Origin of the sequence: Streptomyces aurantiacus (assembly GCF_027107535.1) — a bacterium.
Taxonomy (GTDB): domain Bacteria; phylum Actinomycetota; class Actinomycetes; order Streptomycetales; family Streptomycetaceae; genus Streptomyces.
This window is the reverse complement of the sequence record NZ_CP114283.1, coordinates 4180341-4199064: the sequence shown is the minus strand read 5'-3', so window position 1 is coordinate 4199064 and position 18724 is coordinate 4180341. Positions and strand designations below refer to the sequence as shown.

The window sequence follows — 18724 nt, the reverse complement described above, 5'->3', positions numbered from 1 at the left end:
GCCGCCTTGAACGTCTCGTCGAGGACTCAGGGATCGACGGCGTTCCGAGCACGGGCCGCGAGCCATACGGCGATCCGCGCCTTGAACTCGCGGTTGACGTAGGGGCTGTCGTGCACCGTGATCCACTGCAGGTGCCGCAGGATGTTCTCCGAGCGGCCCGGGTGGGCTACCGCGAGCACACCGACGCCGGTCTCGCCCGTCGATCCGTGGACGTACACGCTGCTGTCGAGCGCCATCATCGCGAAGCCCGGACGGCCCGCGCCCACGCCGAGAAACGCTGACCCCGCGCCCCGCCCCATGATGTCCCAGCGCTCCAGCAGCCGCACCCGGGTCCAGACAGACGGCGCGGCATCACTGTCGCTGTGCAGGTGCCGCAGGGCAACCCGGTGCGTCCGAGTCCCCTGAGGCAGCTGCACGAGGCACTCGCGTCGACGATCGAGAAGGCCAGAGGAGACGGCGAGGTCGTACCAGTCCTCGTTGAGCCTCTCGACGAGCCGTGGGGTGTCGTATCAGTGGGAGAAGCCGCCGTTCACATCCTCGGCGCCGTATCCGTGGACGAAGGGCATCGTGCCGTCCGGCACTGCGTCCGAGATCACCTCGAGGCCGACGCGCCGCAGCGGTCGGTACACCTTACGGTCACGCTCTCGGATGCCCATCGATGACTGTTCCAGCAGGCTTCAAGGCACACGCCCCGGGCGGCCACCCGAGCCTGCGGGACTCCGGCGTCCGGGCCACCGCACCATCGGCTGCGTACGAACATGCGCGCGGCGCCGCGTTTGAAAACGGCGGCACGGTAAACCCGAAGGCCTTGACACAGTCTTTATACGACCAGCTAGGAGCACAGTCATGGGCATCATCGCCTGGATACTCATCGGTCTGCTCGCGGGCCTCATCGCCAAGGCGCTCATGCCGGGCAAGGACCCGGGCGGCATCATCATCACGATGCTCATCGGGATCGCCGGCGGCCTCCTGGGCGGCTGGCTCGGCAAGGTCCTCTTCGGCGTCGACTCCATCGACGGCTTCTTCGAGATCTCCACCTGGATCGCCGCCATCGTCGGCTCGGTCATCCTCCTCGCCCTCTACCGGGTCATCACCGGAAACCGACGCCGCAGCCACGCCTGACCCCCACATCCCACCATCGGCTCCGCCCCCACCCGGGGCGGAGCCGATTCGCGTACCGCGAGCACCAGCCCTTCCCGGACCCTCTCCCCGGGCATCAGCGTCTGACAGTGGGCCTCGGCTTCGGTCAGACGCGGTTCGGACAGACCCGGTCGGTCGGATCTCCGTGCTGTATCAGCCGGCGTGAAGGATTCGAAAGCGATCGGGCCGTACCGGATCACGGTCAACGATCTGGACCGGCGCCGAGGCCCACTGCCAGACGCTGATGCCCGGCACGCGGGAGAACTGGATCTGGCCGCGGGTCCCCTCGACTGCGACGCGCGGCCAGGATTCGGCGGTGCGCGCCCGGTCCGCGCCGTGAGAACGCAGCACGTCAGCGAGGACGACAACCGTGTCATAGCCCTCGTAGGCGACGAAGGAGGGCGGGTCGGTCAGCCGCTCGCGCAGAGCCGTCTCGACTCGTGCACCGAGAGGGCTGAGACGCTCGGGCAAGTAGCGCAGGAACGGGATCGCGGCGCAGTCGTCGCCCAGCGACGTCGCCCATGCGGCGAACTCCGGTTGCCCCGCCGGCGCGCCGATCATGAGCTCGGCGAGGCGCTGGTCGCGGCGGACGGACTTGACGATCTCCACGGCCGGATCGGGGTGGCCCACCAGAAGGAGGAGGGCTGTCGCACGATGGTCGACGAGTTCGTCGCACACGGCCGCAGGGGTGAGCTCGCTCATGTCGAGCTCGATGACGGTGCCACCGCGTGGAGTGAGGTGCTCCCGCAGAACGCGGGTCCCGGATGCCCAGTACACACTCGGCTGGGTCGCTACGGCGATGCGGTCGTGGCCCTCGCCCAGGAGGAAGTCCGCGTAGATCTGCCAGCCGTGGGACTGCGGCGGGGCGAGCCGCGCGACCCATTCCGTGGGCTGTTCGGTGAGCGCGTCGAGAACCGCGGACGAGCAGAGGAACGGCAGTCCGAGGGCGTCGGCCCTGACGGTAGCGGCGCGAGCGACGACACTGTGGTACTCCCCTGCCAAGGCGGCGACGCCCAGGCGAGCCAGTTCGTCCACCGCCGCGGTGGCCTTCCGCGGATCAGCCGCGGTGTCTCGTACCAGCAGTTCGAGTGGCCTTCCGGCGATGCCGCCGGCGTCGTTGACGTCGCCCATGGCCAGCTCGAGACCGGCGAGCAGATGTCGGCCTGCCTCGACCCAGCCGGGACGGGTGAGCGGGACGAGGGCGCCGATCCGGACCGTTGATCCGTCAGTCCGCTGCGTTTGAGGGGCCACTGGTGGCGTGTTCATGCGTGGGCGTCTCCCGTGTCGCGACCTGTCGGTCTCTCCCGCATCGGCCGGTTCCGCTCCGACCGCGTGATGCCGTTCCCGAAGCCGTCGCAGGTGACACAGGATGCGACCGGACAGCGGAATTCAGAGCCAGCGCTGTGCGGCCTCGACGCTGTCCTCGCCACTGGTGTTGAACGCGATGGCGGCCTGGGGCGCATGGCGGCGGATCAGGTTCACGATCTGCTCGAAGAGCAGGAACAGTTGCTCGGCCTTGCGGATTCCGCCGCCGACGACCACGACATCCCATGGGTGTTCGGTCAGCGACGCAACAAGGGTCGGCGCAGCCGTTTCGTCGAACACGACCAGCGTCATGGCCGCGTCGATGCCATGTTCACCAAACCGGCCCAGCTCCGCATCGAGGGCCCCGCGAAGGGCCTCGCTGTCCACGCCGGGTATCGAGTGCGGGTCGTAACCGACGACGAGTGCAGAGGGCATACGGGCAACCTACCGTGCTCTGCGCATACAGAACCCGCCGGACAGGCCGTGGAGGGCGACGCGGCTTGGTACCGCGCCGTCTGCGGGAACAGCCGTAACGCTGGGGACACGAATCTGCGTCGAGGACCCTCCCCCGACTTGGTCAAGAAGACCCGCCGACTGCCGCATACGGCCTTCGCGCAGCGGAGTCCAAATCCCCCTGCACGGACGGATGTTCAGAACCTCGCATCTTCTGCGGACGGTGCACAACCCTTCCGATGGCTCGCGTGTCACACCAAGCAGGAGCAACCAACTCCAAAGATCACAAGGGGGAAAAATGAGATCCAACCGTTCCGTTCTGACCGCCGCCGCCTTCGCCGCTCTGGCGATGGGCGCGACCACGGCTCTCGCGTCGCCCGCGTCAGCCGCACCCAACACCACCCCGCAGAAGGTCTGCGGAAGTGCCTACAAGACCGTGAACTCGGCTCCCATCGGCTCGCTCGGCACCGTCTACCTGACGTACAACTCCTCCAACGGCAAGAACTGCGTCGCGACCATCCGCAAGAACCCCGGCGCGGCCGTGGACATGTCCACCTGGATCTACATCCCGGACACCGGGGACTCGGCTGAGGACTACGGGCACTACACCTCGTACGCGGGTCCGGCCTACGTGTACGGCAAGGCCCTCTGCGTCAACTGGGGCGGCCACATCAACAACATCTACACCCAGGTATCCGGCTCCAACTGCGCCGCCCTCAAGGAGAACCGGGTCACCTTCACCCGCTGAGTCTCTCCTCCTGACCACCACACTCCAGCGCTGTGCTCACCCCTCGCCGGGCGCACGGGGCCGACTGTCACCGGTAGACCGTCCGCGGTCCCGGTGACCGTACGGGAGTGCAACTGGTCCGGCTCGCCCTGGCAGACTCACTGAGTTCTGCCAGGGCGAGAGCGCGTTCGAGACCCCACTGCAGGGGAGCGTGAGGGTGCGGCGACTCGTTCACGGGGACGTACTCCTGGAGCCGTACGCGCCGACCGGGTGTTCTCGTATGCAGTACCGGCCAACCTCTCATCGGCTGTGCGAGGCAATGACGAACTTCCGCCAGGACCGCGGGACATGAGGAATTCCGAGTGGCCATGACCGCCGACATGCACGACACAACTCCGGACCTCGAGGACAGGACACTTCTCAGGGTCGTGTACGGGCAGCGCCGCCACGTGCTCGGCATCCTCGACGGGCTCGACGCGGAGGCCTTGCGGCGGCCCGTACTGCCGGCCGGGTGCCACTGTCTCTGGGGCTGGCCCAGCACCCCGCGCTGGACGCCGAGCGGTTCTGGTTCCGTGCAGTCGTCGACTGGGACGATGCCGTCATCCATGGTCTGACGAGCGGCGACGAGGCCTGGAACGGCCTGCCGTCACGGCCGACCGTTCGCGACACACCCCGAGCCCAGACCCCCACCACGGTGGCCGGGCCGTGCCCTCTTCAGCTGCCACAGCGACGCCGCAGCGCCTCTCCTGCGCCCGGGACTGCGAGCCTCTGACAGTGCACGCCGGATGCTCGCCGTCGAGTTCGGCCATGCACACCTCTTCCCGCTCCAGGTTGGACGTGGCATGCTCACGCCCGACGCATTCATGAACCTTGTTCATCTACATGAATTCCAGTGTAGGAGCGAGCACCTATGAGCCAAGCAGTCCGCAGCGGGAGCGGAGCCGGCCGGGCCGACTGCCGCCGCGGGACGGCGCGTTCCCGCCGTCTCCCACGCCCGCTGGGCGAGACCGAACGCCATCACCCACCCCACCCTCACAAGCGACCGCGCCAACGCCCCTGACGGCAGGACTGGCGGTGACCTGGCCACCATCCGCCCCGGACACTCAAGGCCACCGCCGCGCCCTGCCAGGCCCGGCCTTACCCATTCCCCCGGCCCGCCACCGACCAGGACGTCGACCGGTCCACCTCCGCGGCCCTGGCGACACCCAAGACGGCGGACGGGCGCGAGAAACGGCACTGCGCACAACATCGCCGACGGATGCCCGCCCGTAGACGCCAGGCCTCTCGTGGCGGCGATGGACCACCGTCCTGGCCCGCCGCAAGAAGCTCACCTCTGCGATTCACATACATGATTGGAGTACCTGATGAGTACTCGCTCGCGCCTGGCTGTCCTCCTGGCGGCCTTGGCCGTGATCAGCGCCGCAGCAGTACCCTCTGCCTCGGCGAAGGTGACGCACCCCGTGCCCGACGCTCCGCACACCGCCGTCCTCGACGGCACCCGTCTGCAGCAGGCGAAGACGCGGCTCGACCGCGGCGACCCACAACTGCGCCGAGCCGCCCAGGCGTTGACCGCCCGCGCCGACCGGTGGTTGAGCCAGGGCCCCTGGACGGTCGTCGACAAACCCAGGCCGGCACCGAGCGGCGACGTCCACGACTACCTCAGTCAGGCTCCGTACTGGTGGCCATCACAACCGCCGACGTCCGGAAATCCGTGGGGTTGCCCGTACGTCCAACGTGACGGACAGCGCAACCCCGAGGTCGACTCCGGTACCGATCGCCGGGATGTCGAGAAGGTCTTCGATTCCACGTACGACCTCTCCCTCGCCTGGTACTACACCGGCGACGAGCGGTACGCCGGAAAGGCCGGACAGATACTGCGCACCTGGTTCCTCGACCCTGCCACGAGGATGAACCCGCACCTGAACCACGCACAGTTCATCCCCTGCACGTACGACGGCCGCGCCATCGGCATCATCGACTTCTCGCAGTCGTACACCGCCGTCCTCGACGCGCTCGCCATCCTGAACTCCGGCGCCCCCAACTGGACCAGGACGGACCGCACCGGCATGGCGAAGTGGAACAAGGACTTTCTCAGCTGGCTCAGGTACAGCGACTTCGGCAAGCAGGAGGCCGCCGCCACCAACAACCATGGCACCTTCCACGACATGCAGGTCGCAGCCCTCGCCCATGCGACCGGCGACAGGCATCTCGCCCGCCGAACAGTCCTCGACGCGCGGAGCCTGCGTATCGCCCCGCAGATCGCCGCCGACGGCAGCCAGCCCCAAGAGCTGACCAGGACGCGCAGTTGGCACTACTCGACCTTCGACCTGGTCGCCTACACGCGGCTCGCGGCCATCGGCAAGCACCTCGGCGTGAACCTGTGGAAGTACCGGGGCCCCGACGGCCAGAGCCTGTTCAAAGCGGTGCACTACCTTCTGCCCGCGTCGACGGCTGCCGCTGTCTGGCCGCACACGGAGCTCGAGTTCCACCGGTACGCGGCCACTGATGTGGTGCATGCGGCCGCCGATGCGGGTGACAGGCAGGCGCAGAAGGCCGTGCCCTCCCTGGAGGAGCCTCCGGGCGGCGACCTGTGGCTCTTGCGCCCGGCAGCGGAGCAACTGGACTCCATCACGGGCTGAGGCCGACCATCGACCGACCACCGGCACGGCATGCCAACTGTTCGCCCTGCCCTGTCTCCTGGACGGCGTGGACAGCTGGAGAGCACACGTCATCGCGAGAAGATCATGCCGTCATACGCCGGATGTCGTCGGTGATGCCCTCCAGCGGAGGCGTGTTGCCGATGGAGGCGAACCAGTCCCACAGCTCCAGAGCGTGGTAGAGGCGGTAGAGGCCGACCCGCTCGCTCCAGTCGGCGGGCAGCGTCCCGTATCCGTCGCAGAGCGCTTCGCGCTTGTCCTGGTCGTCGCGGACGGAGTAGTAGTCGGTCTTGGCCACGTCCATCAGGGGATCCGCCGCGATCGCGTTCTCCACGTCGATGAAGCCGCTGACCTGCCATCCGCCGCCGTCGTCGGCGACCAGGACGTTGCCCTCGTGAAAGTCGTTGTGACACAGCACGGCATGCGGGCACGCGCCGAGCAGCTCGATCTGCCGAGCAACCTTCGCTTCGACGGCCGTCGTGAGCGCCGTATCACCCCCGTGACCGGCGTACTCCCTGAGCTTCTTGTGGAACTGCCGTGTCATATAGGCGGTGTTCGTCGGCTCGGGATCCAGAACATGCGTGGTGAGGTATCCGTAGCTGTCCTGCGGGATCTGGTGGACCGCAGCCATGCAGCCCCCGATCTGACGGTAGATCTCCCGCAGCGATGCCCTCTCCAGGGCATGGCTGACAGCGGACAACGGCTGCCCCCTGAGCATCGTCATCACCGTGTAGCAGCGCCCAAGCACGTTGTCGGCGTCCCCATGGTGCAACACGGCAGGCACCGGCCCGACAGCGTGCTGCTGAAGCAGTCGGTAGACGTAGATCTCCTTCTCCTGTTTCCATCGCCACTGATCGTCATAGATCTTGATGACGACCGGCTCGGCCACCCCGGCGAATCGGACCTCGAAGATCGTGCTCAGCTCCCCGCCAGTACGCAGAACGGTCTCCCCGACGGACGTGGCGGGAAGGACGGGATGCAGGAGTTCCTCGGCCATCGCCGGCGGCAGCACTGCTGTGGCGGTCACGATGAAACCGTAGATGTGCCAGGGCGGTCGTCGCGAGCGAAATAATGGGTGGTTCGGAGAGGCCCAACTGGTGCCTGCTCATGTCGTACGGCAAGGCTGAAGAAGTATCAGCGCGCGCCGCATCGCTGGCCCCCGAACACGGACTCGTCCGCTTCGATCCGCAGGGTGAGTGTCTGCGGCCGTGAGCTGCGTGCCGTCCTCAGCGGACGGACGGGAGGTGGGTACGTGCGGCGTCAGAGACCGTCATCACCCGACTGCGCTGTTCCAGGCGGCCGCGAGGTCGACGGCGAACTCAGTGCCTCACGGAGGAGCGCGACGGCTGGGGCGATGTCCGTGTCGCTGATGTTGCCGTACCCGAGGACGAGCGCGCGCTCCGCCGACCCGTGCACCCGGTAGTCGTCGAGGTCCGTAAGGCGCAGCCCGGCGGCGGCCGCGGCCCGGACCGTCCCGCGGGTGTCGGCGTCGTCCGGTAGGTGCAGCAGGACGTGGAGTCCGGCGGCGGTGCCGGCGACCCGGCCTTGCGGTACTTGGGCGGCGAGCGTGCGGGTCAGCAGGTCGCGCCGCGAGCGGAACCGGCGCCGTGCCGCGCGCAGATGGGCGTCGTACCATCCACGTTCGATGAAGGTGGCGAGTGCGAGTTGGTCCAGTACCGGCGGCGCGACGGTGACCGGGTTGGCGCTCCGGAGCGCCTGGGCCATCGCGGTGGGCGCGACCATCCAGCCCAGACCGAGGGCCGGTGACAGCGTCTTGCTGACCGAGCCGAGGAGGAAGACCCGGCTCGGATCCATGCCCTGCATGACGGCGACCGGATGGCGGTCGTAGCGGAACTCGGCGTCGTAGTCGTCTTCGATGACGAAGCCGTCCGTCTCGCGCGCCCAGCGCACCAGGCGGGCCCGGCGTCGCGGCGACAGAACCGTGCCAGTGGGAAACTGGTGGGCCGCGCCCACGACGACCGCCCTGGCCGGCGTACGTACGAGGTCCTCGACCCGGAGGCCGTCGTCGTCCACAGGCACCGGATGCACACGCAGTCCGGCGCTGGTGGCGGCGTCCCGCAGTCGCCCCCAGCCTGGGTGCTCCATCGCCAGGTCGGTGATCCCCCGGGCGTGCAGCGCGCGGCATGTGCGGACCAGCCCGTCGGTGACACCGGCGCACACGGACACCGATGTGGGGTCGGCGTCCGCGCCGCGCGAGCGCCGAAGGTACTGCGCGACGGTGGTACGCAGCACCGCGTGCCCGGCTGGGTCGGGCAGGCCGAGGTCGTAGTGGACGGCCGAGCCGGTGACCGCCCGGACGGCCTCCGCCCAGCGACGCCGCGGAAACGCCCGCAGATCCGGCAGACCGGGCGCGAGGTCGTACCGGATCGCTGTCTGCGCCGGAACGCGCCGCACACGAGGCCGAGTCGGCGAGGCGTCCGGTGACCACGAGACACGCGTGGCGGAACCCACCCGCGCGGAAAGGAACCCCTCCGCGATGAGCTGCCCGTACGCCTCCGTCACGACCCAGCGGGAGCAGCCGAGTTCCTCGGCGAGCGCCCGGCTCGGTGGCACGGCGGCACCCTCCGTCAGTCGGCCGTCCCGGATCGTGGTGCGCAGCGCGAGCGCCAGACGATCGTGCAGGCGGAAGGCGCCACCGTGCTCCGAAGGGCCGATGTCCAGCAGCGTCGCCCACGCGAGATTGGTCTGGGAAATGGCCACAAGATTGGAGCGTACCGCCGATCCGAATCGGCCTATCGTGAGGGACATGATTACCAACCTGGCTCTTGGCGCCATGATGTTCGGCACGGCTCAGGACGAGCGCCGATCGTTCGAGATCCTGGATCACTTCGTGGACGCCGGGGGCGTCTGGATCGACACTGCCAACTGTTACGCGTTCTGGGCGGATCCGACTGGCTTCGGCGGCCAGAGTGAGGAGTTGCTCGGCCGCTGGCTGGCAAGCCGCCCGGGCGTCCGCGACCGTGTGAAGATCAGCACCAAGGTGGGCTGTGAGCCGACCGTGGCCGGGCGGTTCCCGGAGACGGCCGAAGGCCTCTCGGCCGGAGCCGTGAAGAACGGGATCGAGGGCAGCCTGCGGCGACTCGGTACGGATCACATCGACCTGTACTGGGCCCACAAACCCGATCCGGTCACGCCGCTGGAAGAGACGGTCGCGGCCTTCGACGAGCTCGTCTCCGCGGGTACGGTCGGCCGCCTCGGCTGCTCCAACTACCCCGTCTGGCAGGTCGAGCGGGCCCGGCAGATCGCGCGGGCCCACGGCGGTACCGGTTTCACCGCGGTGCAGCAGCACCACACCTACCTACAGCCGCGGCCCGCGACCCGGCCCACCGTGGTGCACCGGTTCGGTGCGGTCACCGACGAGGCGCTCCACTATCTCGAACACCACCCGGACATGGCGCTGTGGGCGTACACCCCGCTGCTGAGCGGCCGTTACACCCGTACGGACAGGCCGCTGCCGGCCGAGTACGACCATCCGGGCACCGCCCGCCGTCTCGCGGCGCTCGACGAGGTCGCCGCCGAGACCGGCACGAACCGCAACCGGGTGGTGCTGGCATGGCTGACCGGAGGGCCGGCCGCCACGCCGATCGTCGGCGTCAGCACGGTCGAGCAGTTGGACGAGGCCATCGCTGGAGTGTCCCTCGAGTTGACCATCGAGCAGCGCGATCGTCTGGACTCCGCTCTCTGAATCCAGCACATGGTGCCTGGTCAGCCGTGATGGCGGGCGCTGCTCCCCGACTTGCTGAGGAGGCGCAGGTCGACGAGGTCGCTGTCGGGGTACCACGGCGGCGTCCTCGCCGCGGCCGGGCGCAATCGAGGCTGCGGCCACCGAACAGACAGCCCTGCCCGGCATGCTCCGGAGCAGGGCTGTCTGCGGTCAGGATTCCCGGATCAGCGGTTGCAGGTCCTCACGACGCCTCGGCGAGCGTTTCGGCGAAGCCGCTGTTCTCACGCACTTCGGCGACAATCATCATGCTGTCGAGAAGTCCGACGAGGCCCGCACGTCATGGCAGCAGGTCCTGACCATTTTTGACGACCTCGACCACCCCGAATCCGCGCAACTCCACCCCACATTGGGCCACTTGGCGTGATCACCGCCAGCTGAACGAGTTGCGGTCCACGTCGTGTCCGTCAGGACAGGCGCGATCCATCTGGAACCGTACCGGCCAGTTCCATTGACGCCCTCGAGCCTGAAATCTATCTTCTGGCCGAAGCTTCGCACATCGTTCGACATTTCGAACACCAGGCACGCCTCTCGATACGGAGACCGACCCCACCCTCCGCCCTCGCTGCCACCAGAGGCGGCACTCGCAGAACGACAGGAGACATACATGTCCGCGGTTCTCGCCCGGCTGTCGGCGATATTGGTCGCCGCCTGCCTCCTCCTCACCGGCCAGGCCGGGATCTCACCGGACCGGGCCGCGGCCGCCGACCCGGGCTACCTGATGACGCACTTCATCGGGGAGGGGGCGACGGGCCAGCAAATGTACTTCTCCTACAGCACGGACGGTCTGAACTGGAACGATCTCAACAGTGGCGGGATGACCCTGCGTTCCACCGTGGGTACGCGCGGAGTGCGCGACCCGGCACTCGTCCGCTCACCCGACGGCAACAAGTACTGGATCATCGCGACCGACCTGTGCATCGGCTGCGGCCAGTCCTGGGACGACGCCATCAACAACGGCAGCCGCAACCTCGTGGTGTGGGAGTCCACGGACCTGGTCACCTGGTCCAAGCCGTGGCTTCTGAACGTGGCAGGCGCGATTCCCGAAGGACGCAACGCGTGGGCGCCGGAGGCCATCTGGGACTCCGCCACCAACAGCTACGTCCTGTACTGGGCAACGAACGGGAGCCGGAACGGCATACAGAAGCACCGCATCTACTACTCCCGCACGACCGACTTCCGCACGACCACCACTCCCCAGGTCTACATCGACCGTCCTGGCACTCAGGAGATCATCGACACCCAGATCGTCGAGATACCGTCGGGTGTCGGCAACTACCGTTATGTGCGGGCCTCCGGCGACGGCCAGATCACGATCGAAGGCAGCAACTCGATCCTCGGCACCTGGACCAGCCTCGGCAACCTCTCCGGAATCGGTCTTACCGGCTCGCAGGTCGAGGGCCCGATGTGGCTGAAGTTCAAGAACCGTGACGAGTGGGCTCTGTACCTCGATCAGTACGCGGCAGGTAAGGGCTACATGCCGGTCCTGACGACCAGCCCGTCCACCCCGTCCGCCTCCGGCTCCTACCGGCTTCCGGCCGCCGGCACCTTCAACCTGGGCGGAACGAAGAAGCGCCACGGTTCGATCCTGAACCTGACGGCCGCCGAGGACGCACGGATCCAGGCGCGTTGGGCCAATGTCCCGGGCAAGAGGCTGCAGTCCTTCAATTTCCAGGACCGCTACGTGCGGCACAGCAACTTCGACGTGCGCATCGACCAGAACGTCACCAACGAGGACGCCCAATTCCGGCAGCGACCCGGCCTGGCCGGCTCCGGCACCGTCTCCTTCGAGTCGGTGAACTTCCCCGGCCACTACCTGCGGCACGACGGAGTCGACTTCCAACTGGCCCACAACGACGGCACCACCGCCTTCGCCGGGGACGCCACCTTCCGCCAGGTCGCCGGGCTCGCCGACTCTGCCTGGTCCTCGTTCCAGTCGTACAACCACCCCGACCGCTACATCCGCCACTACGCCTTCCAGTTGAAGCTCGAACCGATCACCACCGCCACAGGACGAAGCGACGCCACCTTCCGCCTGACGAGCTGACCTGAGGGTCTTACCGGCGCCCTCTCGCCAACCTCGCACCCACGAGAGGGCGCCCCCGCCACACTCGCGCGACAAACAGGCATCCCAAGAAGGTTCCGTGCCGGAGACGCCGCGCAGGAGATCAGCGCTCCTGGCCGCACCGGCGGCGTCGGTCGCTGGTGGGGCCGCGCCTTCGCGGGGCGGTCGACGGACTGACCGTGGAGGGACGACCGCCTCGGACGACGCGACGCTCCTCCTGATCGGCGATGATCGCCTTCGCCGGTGCGCAGCTCCTGCGGCAGCTAGCATCAGCGCATGCGTCTCCGTCGCAGTCATGACAAGTTGGCGGGCTTGCCCCGCGATCCGCGAGCCGACCAGTATCCGATGCCGACAGTTCCGCACGGGTGGTACGCCGTCCTCCGCAGCAGCGAACTGCGACAGAACCGGGTGGTCAGCCTGCACTACTTCGGACGGGCGCTGATCGCCTTCCGCGGGAGCGACGGACAAGCGGCCGTGAGAGACGCACATTGCCCCCACTACGGTGCACATCTGGGCGTCGGCGGAAAGGTCGTGGGCGGGACTGTCGAATGCCCCTTCCACGGATGGCGATTCGGTGCGGACGGCCGCTGCGTGAACGCCCCGTTCTCGGTCCGGACCCCCAAAGTGTCCCTCGAAGGCTTCCCGGTCCGCGAGCACAGCGGCCTCATCTTCGTCTACACAGGCCCTGCCGCGCCCTCCTGGGAAGTACCGGAAATCCCGGAGACAGAATCCAGGAACTTCGCCCAGCCGATCGACGACACCTGCAAGGCGCGCATCCACGTCCAGGAAATGCGCGAGAACATCGTCGACGAGTCCCACTTCCACTTCATCCACGGCCAGAGCGAACCCCCCGTCCAGGACTGGAGGACGGACGGCCCCTTCGCCGAGGTCCGCGGCCGGATCAGCCGGCGCGTATTCGGCTGGGACATCGACAACACCTTCGACGCCTTCATGTACGGACCCGGTGTGATGGTGGTCCGCACCCATGGGCCGGTCCTGTCGGTGACCGCAGTCGCGCTCTCCACTCCCATCGACGACCACACCAGCGAACTGCGGATGCTGTACTACCTCCGTAAACCGGCCCGGGCCCCGTTCCTGACACCCGTGCTCAAACTTGTCTTCCGCTCAGAAGCCCTGGACGAGGTACGCGAAGAGGTCAGGATCTGGGATCACAAGATCCACCAACCTCGCCCGGTTCTGCTTCCGCACGAGAAGGGCATCAAGGCCCTGCGCCGCTGGTACGCCCAGTTCTACCCGCCCGGCCTTCCCGTCGCGCAGCCGCGCGACGTCAGCCCGCCCGTCGCCGAAGCCGCTGCCGAAGCCGATGGAAGCGATCACCACCGGCAGACGCTGCCGATCGATGGTGACCTCACGTCGTCCTGGCCACTCCGTGGGTGAGCTGTGTCCCAGCAGACAGGCGCGGGACGGGGTACCGGTATCTCTGCCGAGGGTTCAGACCTTGCGAGCGACCCCGGCGTACAAAGGTATCCGCTCATCATGACCGTCCGGTTCGCCGAGCTCGGGGTGCCAGAGCATGGCGAGTTCCACGCCCGGGTCGACGAGTTCAAGTCCGTCGAAGAACGTGGCGAATTCAGTGCGTGACCGCACTTGGGCAGGCGTACCGCCACTGCGGTATATCTCGACGATGCGCTCCCAGGTCTCAGGGTCGAAGTCCCCGGTCGCGTGAGACAACGCCAGGTAGCTACCGGGTGCGAGTGGCCTGAGCAGTTCGGTCACGATGCGGTGGGGATCGTCCTCGTCCCCGACCAGATGGAGGAGGGCTACCAACGACAACGCGATCGGCTGGTCGAAGTCGAGGGTCTCCCTGGCTGCTTCGATGATCTTTTCAGGCTCTCGCACGTCCGCGTGGACGTAGGTCGTACTCCCTTGCCGGGTGCTGTGGAGAAGCGCCTCGGCGTGCCGCAGCACGATCGGGTCGTTGTCCGCATACACGACACGTGCGTCAGGAGCGATCTCCTGGACGACCTGATGCAGATTCGGCCGGGTGGGAATTCCCGTCCCTATGTCGAGGAACTGCCGGACACCTCGCTCGGCCAGCAGGCGTGAGGCCCGGTGCATGAACCTGCGGTTGGTCCGCGCCATCTCCGAGACATGGGGGAAGACGGAAATGACCTTCTCGGCAGCCTCCTGGTCGACTTCGTAATTGTCCTTCCCACCGAGGAAGTAGTCGTACATGCGCGCCGAATGAGGCTTACTGGTGTCGATACCACTCGCGCCACTGCGGGTGTCTGTCATTTCGCCCTTCACCTGTTGCCGTGACATGTTGCATTCGCTCTCCTTGAGATGGCAGGAGAGTCACCCAGACAAGCCGTCGTTGCTCGCGTTTCGACCCTCCCGCATGCCCGCCTTCGGGGTCTTCTTCCTCCGCTTCCCCCGCTGCTGCCCGATGAGCGGTCATGGGGCCATCCTCCCCCGCAAGGTCACGCCCTGAGTGGGATTTCGTTCAGGCTCTTCGAACAACTGCGCCCCGAGGTCGCGGCGGCCGACGGACTCAGGCTCGACTCCGCGAGGTCAGAGCTGCTGGAACAGGACGGGTATCAAGGCAGGCACCGCGGGGACCAGCAAGTAGAGAATGATGCCGGTCATGGCCTTGCGAGTCGTGACCGGAAGCACGGGATCGGCCCAGACCCGCGCGATGGCCGCGTCGCACTCCTCGCTTGGAAGGTTCATCTCGTACAACGACTTGACGTGATCCTGCTTGACCTTCAGTGCGGAGTGATAACCGATCGACGACGGGTAGACGATCACGAGCATGTCGACCAGCATGACTCCCAGCACGATGAACACCATCCATGGTTCGGCCGGCAGCCAGACCGTGAAGAGGACCAGTAAGCCGATCAGGTGGGCCAGCGCGGAGCCGTAGGTCCACAACATGAACTGACGCAGTGGCCGCAGTCCCTGATATCCGTCGCTGTCGAACCGCATGTTCGGCGTGACCCCGAAGCCGAGTGCCTCCGACCGATGCAGGTAGGCGGTGAAGACCACCCCCATGACCAGTTGCTTGGCCAAGAAGTAGAAGGCGTACGTGCCGGCCACGCACAAGGCCACTGCGAGTTCACGGTGGGCGTGCCAGTTCGCCCACCAGCCCGCGTAGACCTCCGAGCGCCAGACCGGATCGGGCAGCCCGGTCGGGTTCCACGTCTCCATGAGGCCATGGGCATTGACGAAGCCGTACAGCGCGGCCGTGCCGATCCCCATGGCCACCGCGATGGCCGCGGACACCTCTCGACCCCCCAACACCTCGAACCACCGGTTGGTCTTGCGGACCAGATCGTTGAGTTCGCGAATCTCATCGACGGTACGCTCCACATCGACAGCGTTACGCTCGTTCATCTGCACGAAGTCCGAGATGGCCAGCACTTGCTGACAGCAGAAGACGGGCGTGATGAAGACGACCGCCAGCACGATCAGCCCGGCCGGGTCCTGGAGCAGAGACAGGCTCACGCCGCCCAGGTCCACGTTGTCCGAGAACACGTAGTCCAGAGCCCACCGTCGGTCGGGCCCGGCCGGCGGTCCGAGCACGCCACCGGCGTGGGCCAGGATCAGCAGCGTCACCGAAAAGACGAAACTGACCAGCAGAACCTTGGTCTTTGCCCTCAACGGCCAGTACGACAAGTGGATCCACAGACGCCACAGCGGGCGTAACACTCTTCGCAACAACCTCGGCACCCTGCGCAGCCGGCACATCGAGGCGCGGATATCGACGGATTCTGACGCACGGAACACTCGTCCGATCAACTGCGGTTTCAGAGCTACCAGTTGCTCCACATCCGCCCCCGATGGTCACACCACGCGATGGTCTTCACAGCCGACACGGGACCCAGCGCCCGGCAGGCCACCCCGTGAGAATTCCGCGGGGCCCCACTGCCGATCGGGCCTCCACCGCTTCCTGACAGCTGGGCATCAGCAACTCCCACTGCCGGAACCGGCGCGCGGCACATGACAGTTCAATGCCCCCGCGCCCCTCCGGATATCCCGACGTCCGACCACCCGATCCGCCGATGTCCACCGCGCCTTCACAGGACGATGACTGTCAATCCCGGGCAGCGTCCTGTTGTCTACGACACCTGTCCGGCCGCTGCAGACGGGACGTATGCGCAAGGAGCGTCCAGGAGTTGCCTCGCCTGTCGTTGCCTGTCCGTGTGGGCGCGTGGGTCCCGTCCGATTGGCGACGTGTGGCGCGCCCTGCCAGGCCGCACGCTCAGAGTATGGGGGCTGTCGACAAGGAGCCACGGCGATGGGGCGACGGACAGGCATCTGCCTGCCCGTACTGCAGGCTGCCGCAGGACCGAGTGCCGACACTGGATCACGACTGGGTGCTCCTGGAACCGGGGCTCGATGTGCTCGCGCATCTGGTACCGGCGGAGCGTCGGTGGATCACGTTGTCGGACGGACGGGTGGCGGTGTACGCCGTGTGTCCGCCGGATCCGCTGCAGCGATGCCGGATCGAGCACCGTCTGGCCTGCTCCGGGCAGCAACTACCGGATCTGTGGCCTTGGTTGACGGCGGTGCGACAGGAGAACGCGCGCCAGGTCGAGCGACGTGCGGGCGCGGAACCAGCGCTGTGGCCCGACATCGAGCTGCCGGACACCGGGTAGGCAAGCCGAAGTGATGCTCCTCGTTGGCCGCCCCCCACAGCACAGCGTCACGTGTCGAGTGGTCTCGCGGCCAGGCGTACGACTGCGTCGACCAGTGTGTCCACCGCCGTGGGCGACGGCGGCCAGCCCTCGAACCGTACGCGCAGCTCGTGGCCGTCCGTCTCCACCGAGTCCACGCCCTGTGGCAGGTCCAGTCGGCGTATGTCCCGGCGACGCAGCTGTGCGGTCGGCCGCTGTTCGGACAGACGGAGCAGGACTGCCGTGATTGACGTGCCCACCTCGCCGACGTCCTCTATGGAGCAGGCGACGCCCACCTCGATGCCCTGGCAGCGGCCCACGGCGAGCAGCTCACCACGAAACCGAGGGCTCGCCGGCAACTCCCACCGCTGCACGTCGCCGGTCAACGCCGCCGAGGTGGTAACGAAGGACCCGCCGTTGCGGCCGGCCCATGTGACCAGGGCCCCTTGAGTCATGGCTCTCCGCTGTGCGGCGCGTTGCACGTCGGCCAGCGTCATGACGGTGATCAGGCCACTGACCGCGACCGACGCCACAACGAACAACACCAACGCTTGCCAGGGAAAATCCCAGACAAGGCCGATCACCACGAGCAGCACCGTTGAGAACACCGCGAGATGGACCCCGCTCGTCAGCACTTCCCGTTCATCGTCCGTGGACGGCATGTAAAGCAGTACACCACCCACCGGGACGTACGGACCCGCCCTTGCGCCTGGCTCCGCCCGAGAGCATCAATGAATCTCCGTGGACGAGAAGCGCCGACGGTGTCAGCCACGCCCGAGGCGTTCCGGTGTGGTCGTGTACTGAAGGCCTTCGAGTGAGAGGTCGGTGAGGAAGCGCAGGACCAGGTCGGCGTACTCGGCTTCCCGTTCGAGGTGCACCATGTGGTCGGCGTCTCGGACGAGCACGAAGGTCGAGCCAGCGATGGCGGCCGCCACGGCGCGGTTCTCGTCCGGAGTGCTGACGTCGTCGTGCTCACCGGTGAACACCAGGGCGCGCACAGCGTCGATGTTCTCGGAGGGCAGCGGATCCGATCCGAGCAGCCGCTGGTGACAGACGGCGTGGCGGCGGGCCTCGGCCGGGGTGATGCGGGCGAACTGCCGGTGCAGCAGCCTTGCCACTGTGGGTGCCTGGCAGACCTGGTCGCCGAGGGCGGTGTTCAACAGCGTCGTGACGGCGCGGGCCGCGATCTCCTGCGACCCGGAGTCCGACAGCGTCCCATCGATGTCGTCCGCGAGTGCGGCGCGGGCGCGCCACACCTGCTCGCACTCGGACACCAGACCCGGGTTCATCCGGTGCGTGGCGCCGGCCAGGACGAGCCGCGCGATCCGCGCCGGTCTGCTGAGGGCGGCACGGTAGGCGATCGGCGCGCCGTAGGAGGCGCCCAGCAGATTGATCCGGTCGAACCCGAGCCGGTCGGGGACGAGCAGAGCGGCCTCGGCGAGCGCGTCGAAACCGTGCTCGGAGGACAGGTCGTCGGCTGTGCCGACACCGGGCAGGTCGACGAGCACCAACGTCATGTGGGCGCTGAGTCTGCGCTCCAGCCGGGGCCAGGCGTACATGTCCTGCAGTGCGCCGCCGAGCAGGAGCAGGGGTTCGGTGACCGGCGGCCGGCCCGAGGTGATGACACGGCAGGTGTAGCGCAGGCCGCGCCATTCCAGGGGGACGAGTTCCTCCTTCGTCTGCTCGGGCGCGTTCCATTCGGGCGGGTTCCACGCGATGGGAGCGGTCGGCATCACGGTTTCCCGGCGGCTCGGCTCGCGATGAGGTCGGCCAGGGCGTTGACGGTGGGGGCGCGCGAGAGTTCGTCCTCGGTGAGGAACAGGCCCATGCGGTCCTCCAGTTGCATGGACAGCACCGTCACGGCCATGGAGTCGACACCTGCGTCGGCCAGGGTCGCGTCGGCGGTGATGGGCGCGGCGGGCAGTCCGGCCTGTGTCGTGAGGATGCCCTTGAGTTCTTCCAGCACGTGCTTTGTTCCTTACGTTCCTGGGCAGGTGG

The 18724-nt window shown here is 67.5% G+C and carries 19 protein-coding genes; 8 read left to right on the top strand and 11 right to left on the bottom strand.

Annotated elements, in window-relative coordinates; translation table 11 throughout:
• Positions 1–26: 26 nt before the first annotated feature.
• Together O1Q96_RS20410 and O1Q96_RS20405 are read right to left on the bottom strand one after the other, a co-directional pair.
• Positions 27–416, bottom strand: coding sequence for a hypothetical protein (locus O1Q96_RS20410; protein WP_269249579.1), 390 nt, complete (start codon positions 414–416; stop codon positions 27–29).
• 93 nt (positions 417–509) lie between these two features.
• Positions 510–656, bottom strand: coding sequence for a hypothetical protein (locus O1Q96_RS20405; protein ID WP_269249578.1), 147 nt, complete (start codon positions 654–656; stop codon positions 510–512).
• A 190-nt stretch (positions 657–846) separates the two neighbouring features.
• On the opposite strand from O1Q96_RS20405, the gene O1Q96_RS20400 reads away from it, so the two are divergent.
• The gene (locus O1Q96_RS20400) at positions 847–1122 is read left to right on the top strand and encodes a GlsB/YeaQ/YmgE family stress response membrane protein (RefSeq protein ID WP_269249577.1); all 276 of its coding nucleotides are present in this window, start codon (positions 847–849) and stop codon (positions 1120–1122) included.
• Positions 1123–1293: 171 nt separating this feature from the next.
• Here the strand turns inward: O1Q96_RS20400 and O1Q96_RS20395 are convergent, their stop codons facing one another.
• Positions 1294–2406 (bottom strand): ABC transporter substrate-binding protein, encoded by a 1113-nt coding sequence (locus tag O1Q96_RS20395; protein WP_269249576.1) that lies wholly within the window; start codon positions 2404–2406, stop codon positions 1294–1296.
• 123 nt (positions 2407–2529) lie between these two features.
• Positions 2530–2880 carry a hypothetical protein gene (locus tag O1Q96_RS20390; RefSeq protein WP_269249575.1) on the bottom strand — a complete coding sequence of 117 codons (351 nt, stop codon included), beginning with the start codon at positions 2878–2880 and terminating at the stop codon, positions 2530–2532.
• Between the two features lie 316 nt (positions 2881–3196).
• Between O1Q96_RS20390 and O1Q96_RS20385 the strand changes: the two genes are divergently transcribed.
• The 3 genes from O1Q96_RS20385 (at position 3197) to O1Q96_RS20375 (ending at position 6264) form a co-directional block, all read left to right on the top strand.
• Positions 3197–3646: a spore-associated protein gene (locus O1Q96_RS20385; protein WP_217455827.1), complete on the top strand. Its 450-nt coding sequence runs from the start codon at positions 3197–3199 to the stop codon at positions 3644–3646.
• Between the two features lie 347 nt (positions 3647–3993).
• Positions 3994–4239 carry a DinB family protein gene (locus tag O1Q96_RS20380; protein ID WP_269249574.1) on the top strand — a complete coding sequence of 82 codons (246 nt, stop codon included), beginning with the start codon at positions 3994–3996 and terminating at the stop codon, positions 4237–4239.
• A 750-nt stretch (positions 4240–4989) separates the two neighbouring features.
• Entirely contained in the window at positions 4990–6264 is a 1275-nt protein-coding gene (locus O1Q96_RS20375) for an alginate lyase family protein (RefSeq protein WP_269249573.1), read from the top strand.
• A 103-nt stretch (positions 6265–6367) separates the two neighbouring features.
• Here O1Q96_RS20375 and O1Q96_RS20370 read toward each other — a convergent pair whose 3' ends face one another.
• Positions 6368–7309 carry a phosphotransferase family protein gene (locus O1Q96_RS20370; RefSeq protein ID WP_269249572.1) on the bottom strand — a complete coding sequence of 314 codons (942 nt, stop codon included), beginning with the start codon at positions 7307–7309 and terminating at the stop codon, positions 6368–6370.
• A 233-nt stretch (positions 7310–7542) separates the two neighbouring features.
• On the bottom strand, positions 7543–9003 hold the full coding sequence (gene pdxR, locus O1Q96_RS20365) for a MocR-like pyridoxine biosynthesis transcription factor PdxR (RefSeq protein WP_269249571.1): 1461 nt from the start codon (positions 9001–9003) through the stop codon (positions 7543–7545).
• A 46-nt stretch (positions 9004–9049) separates the two neighbouring features.
• Here pdxR and O1Q96_RS20360 point away from each other — a divergent pair, with 46 nt between their 5' ends.
• The 3 genes from O1Q96_RS20360 to O1Q96_RS20350 all read left to right on the top strand — a co-directional run bounded on the left by O1Q96_RS20360 (position 9050) and on the right by O1Q96_RS20350 (position 13487).
• Entirely contained in the window at positions 9050–9988 is a 939-nt protein-coding gene (locus O1Q96_RS20360; RefSeq protein ID WP_269249570.1) for an aldo/keto reductase, read from the top strand.
• Positions 9989–10631: 643 nt separating this feature from the next.
• Positions 10632–12071 carry a glycoside hydrolase family 43 protein gene (locus O1Q96_RS20355; RefSeq protein ID WP_269249569.1) on the top strand — a complete coding sequence of 480 codons (1440 nt, stop codon included), beginning with the start codon at positions 10632–10634 and terminating at the stop codon, positions 12069–12071.
• A gap of 363 nt (positions 12072–12434) precedes the next feature.
• Positions 12435–13487, top strand: a complete 1053-nt coding sequence (locus O1Q96_RS20350; RefSeq protein ID WP_269249568.1) for a Rieske 2Fe-2S domain-containing protein — start codon at positions 12435–12437, stop codon at positions 13485–13487.
• Between the two features lie 54 nt (positions 13488–13541).
• Here O1Q96_RS20350 and O1Q96_RS20345 read toward each other — a convergent pair whose 3' ends face one another.
• Together O1Q96_RS20345 and O1Q96_RS20340 are read right to left on the bottom strand one after the other, a co-directional pair.
• Positions 13542–14345, bottom strand: a complete 804-nt coding sequence (locus tag O1Q96_RS20345; RefSeq protein WP_269249567.1) for an SAM-dependent methyltransferase — start codon at positions 14343–14345, stop codon at positions 13542–13544.
• Positions 14346–14621: 276 nt separating this feature from the next.
• Positions 14622–15878: a hypothetical protein gene (locus O1Q96_RS20340; protein WP_269249566.1), complete on the bottom strand. Its 1257-nt coding sequence runs from the start codon at positions 15876–15878 to the stop codon at positions 14622–14624.
• 440 nt (positions 15879–16318) lie between these two features.
• Here O1Q96_RS20340 and O1Q96_RS20335 point away from each other — a divergent pair, with 440 nt between their 5' ends.
• The gene (locus tag O1Q96_RS20335; protein ID WP_269249565.1) at positions 16319–16708 is read left to right on the top strand and encodes a DUF6083 domain-containing protein; all 390 of its coding nucleotides are present in this window, start codon (positions 16319–16321) and stop codon (positions 16706–16708) included.
• A 47-nt stretch (positions 16709–16755) separates the two neighbouring features.
• Here the strand turns inward: O1Q96_RS20335 and O1Q96_RS20330 are convergent, their stop codons facing one another.
• The 3 genes from O1Q96_RS20330 to O1Q96_RS20320 form a co-directional block, all read right to left on the bottom strand.
• Positions 16756–17388, bottom strand: coding sequence for a hypothetical protein (locus O1Q96_RS20330; protein WP_269249564.1), 633 nt, complete (start codon positions 17386–17388; stop codon positions 16756–16758).
• A gap of 102 nt (positions 17389–17490) precedes the next feature.
• Complete coding sequence (locus O1Q96_RS20325; RefSeq protein WP_269249563.1) at positions 17491–18459, bottom strand: alpha/beta fold hydrolase; 969 nt, start codon at positions 18457–18459, stop codon at positions 17491–17493.
• The gene (locus O1Q96_RS20320) at positions 18459–18692 is read right to left on the bottom strand and encodes an acyl carrier protein (RefSeq protein ID WP_217455842.1); all 234 of its coding nucleotides are present in this window, start codon (positions 18690–18692) and stop codon (positions 18459–18461) included. The genes O1Q96_RS20325 and O1Q96_RS20320 overlap by 1 nt, the downstream gene beginning before the upstream one ends.
• Positions 18693–18724: the final 32 nt, after the last annotated feature.

Bases quoted from the DNA above. Each gene is read 5' to 3' on its own strand.
- O1Q96_RS20390 (WP_269249575.1), bottom strand. From the start codon at position 2,880: ATGCCCTCTGCACTCGTCGTCGGTTACGACCCGCACTCGATACCCGGC.
- O1Q96_RS20385 (WP_217455827.1), top strand. From the start codon at position 3,197: ATGAGATCCAACCGTTCCGTTCTGACCGCCGCCGCCTTCGCCGCTCTG.
- O1Q96_RS20330 (WP_269249564.1), bottom strand. From the start codon at position 17,388: ATGCCGTCCACGGACGATGAACGGGAAGTGCTGACGAGCGGGGTCCAT.
- O1Q96_RS20405 (WP_269249578.1), bottom strand. From the start codon at position 656: ATGGGCATCCGAGAGCGTGACCGTAAGGTGTACCGACCGCTGCGGCGC.
- O1Q96_RS20325 (WP_269249563.1), bottom strand. From the start codon at position 18,459: ATGCCGACCGCTCCCATCGCGTGGAACCCGCCCGAATGGAACGCGCCC.
- O1Q96_RS20400 (WP_269249577.1), top strand. From the start codon at position 847: ATGGGCATCATCGCCTGGATACTCATCGGTCTGCTCGCGGGCCTCATC.
- O1Q96_RS20360 (WP_269249570.1), top strand. From the start codon at position 9,050: ATGATTACCAACCTGGCTCTTGGCGCCATGATGTTCGGCACGGCTCAG.
- O1Q96_RS20355 (WP_269249569.1), top strand. From the start codon at position 10,632: ATGTCCGCGGTTCTCGCCCGGCTGTCGGCGATATTGGTCGCCGCCTGC.
- O1Q96_RS20380 (WP_269249574.1), top strand. From the start codon at position 3,994: ATGACCGCCGACATGCACGACACAACTCCGGACCTCGAGGACAGGACA.
- O1Q96_RS20395 (WP_269249576.1), bottom strand. From the start codon at position 2,406: ATGAACACGCCACCAGTGGCCCCTCAAACGCAGCGGACTGACGGATCA.
- O1Q96_RS20350 (WP_269249568.1), top strand. From the start codon at position 12,435: ATGCCGACAGTTCCGCACGGGTGGTACGCCGTCCTCCGCAGCAGCGAA.
- O1Q96_RS20345 (WP_269249567.1), bottom strand. From the start codon at position 14,345: ATGACAGACACCCGCAGTGGCGCGAGTGGTATCGACACCAGTAAGCCT.
- O1Q96_RS20375 (WP_269249573.1), top strand. From the start codon at position 4,990: ATGAGTACTCGCTCGCGCCTGGCTGTCCTCCTGGCGGCCTTGGCCGTG.
- O1Q96_RS20335 (WP_269249565.1), top strand. From the start codon at position 16,319: ATGGGGGCTGTCGACAAGGAGCCACGGCGATGGGGCGACGGACAGGCA.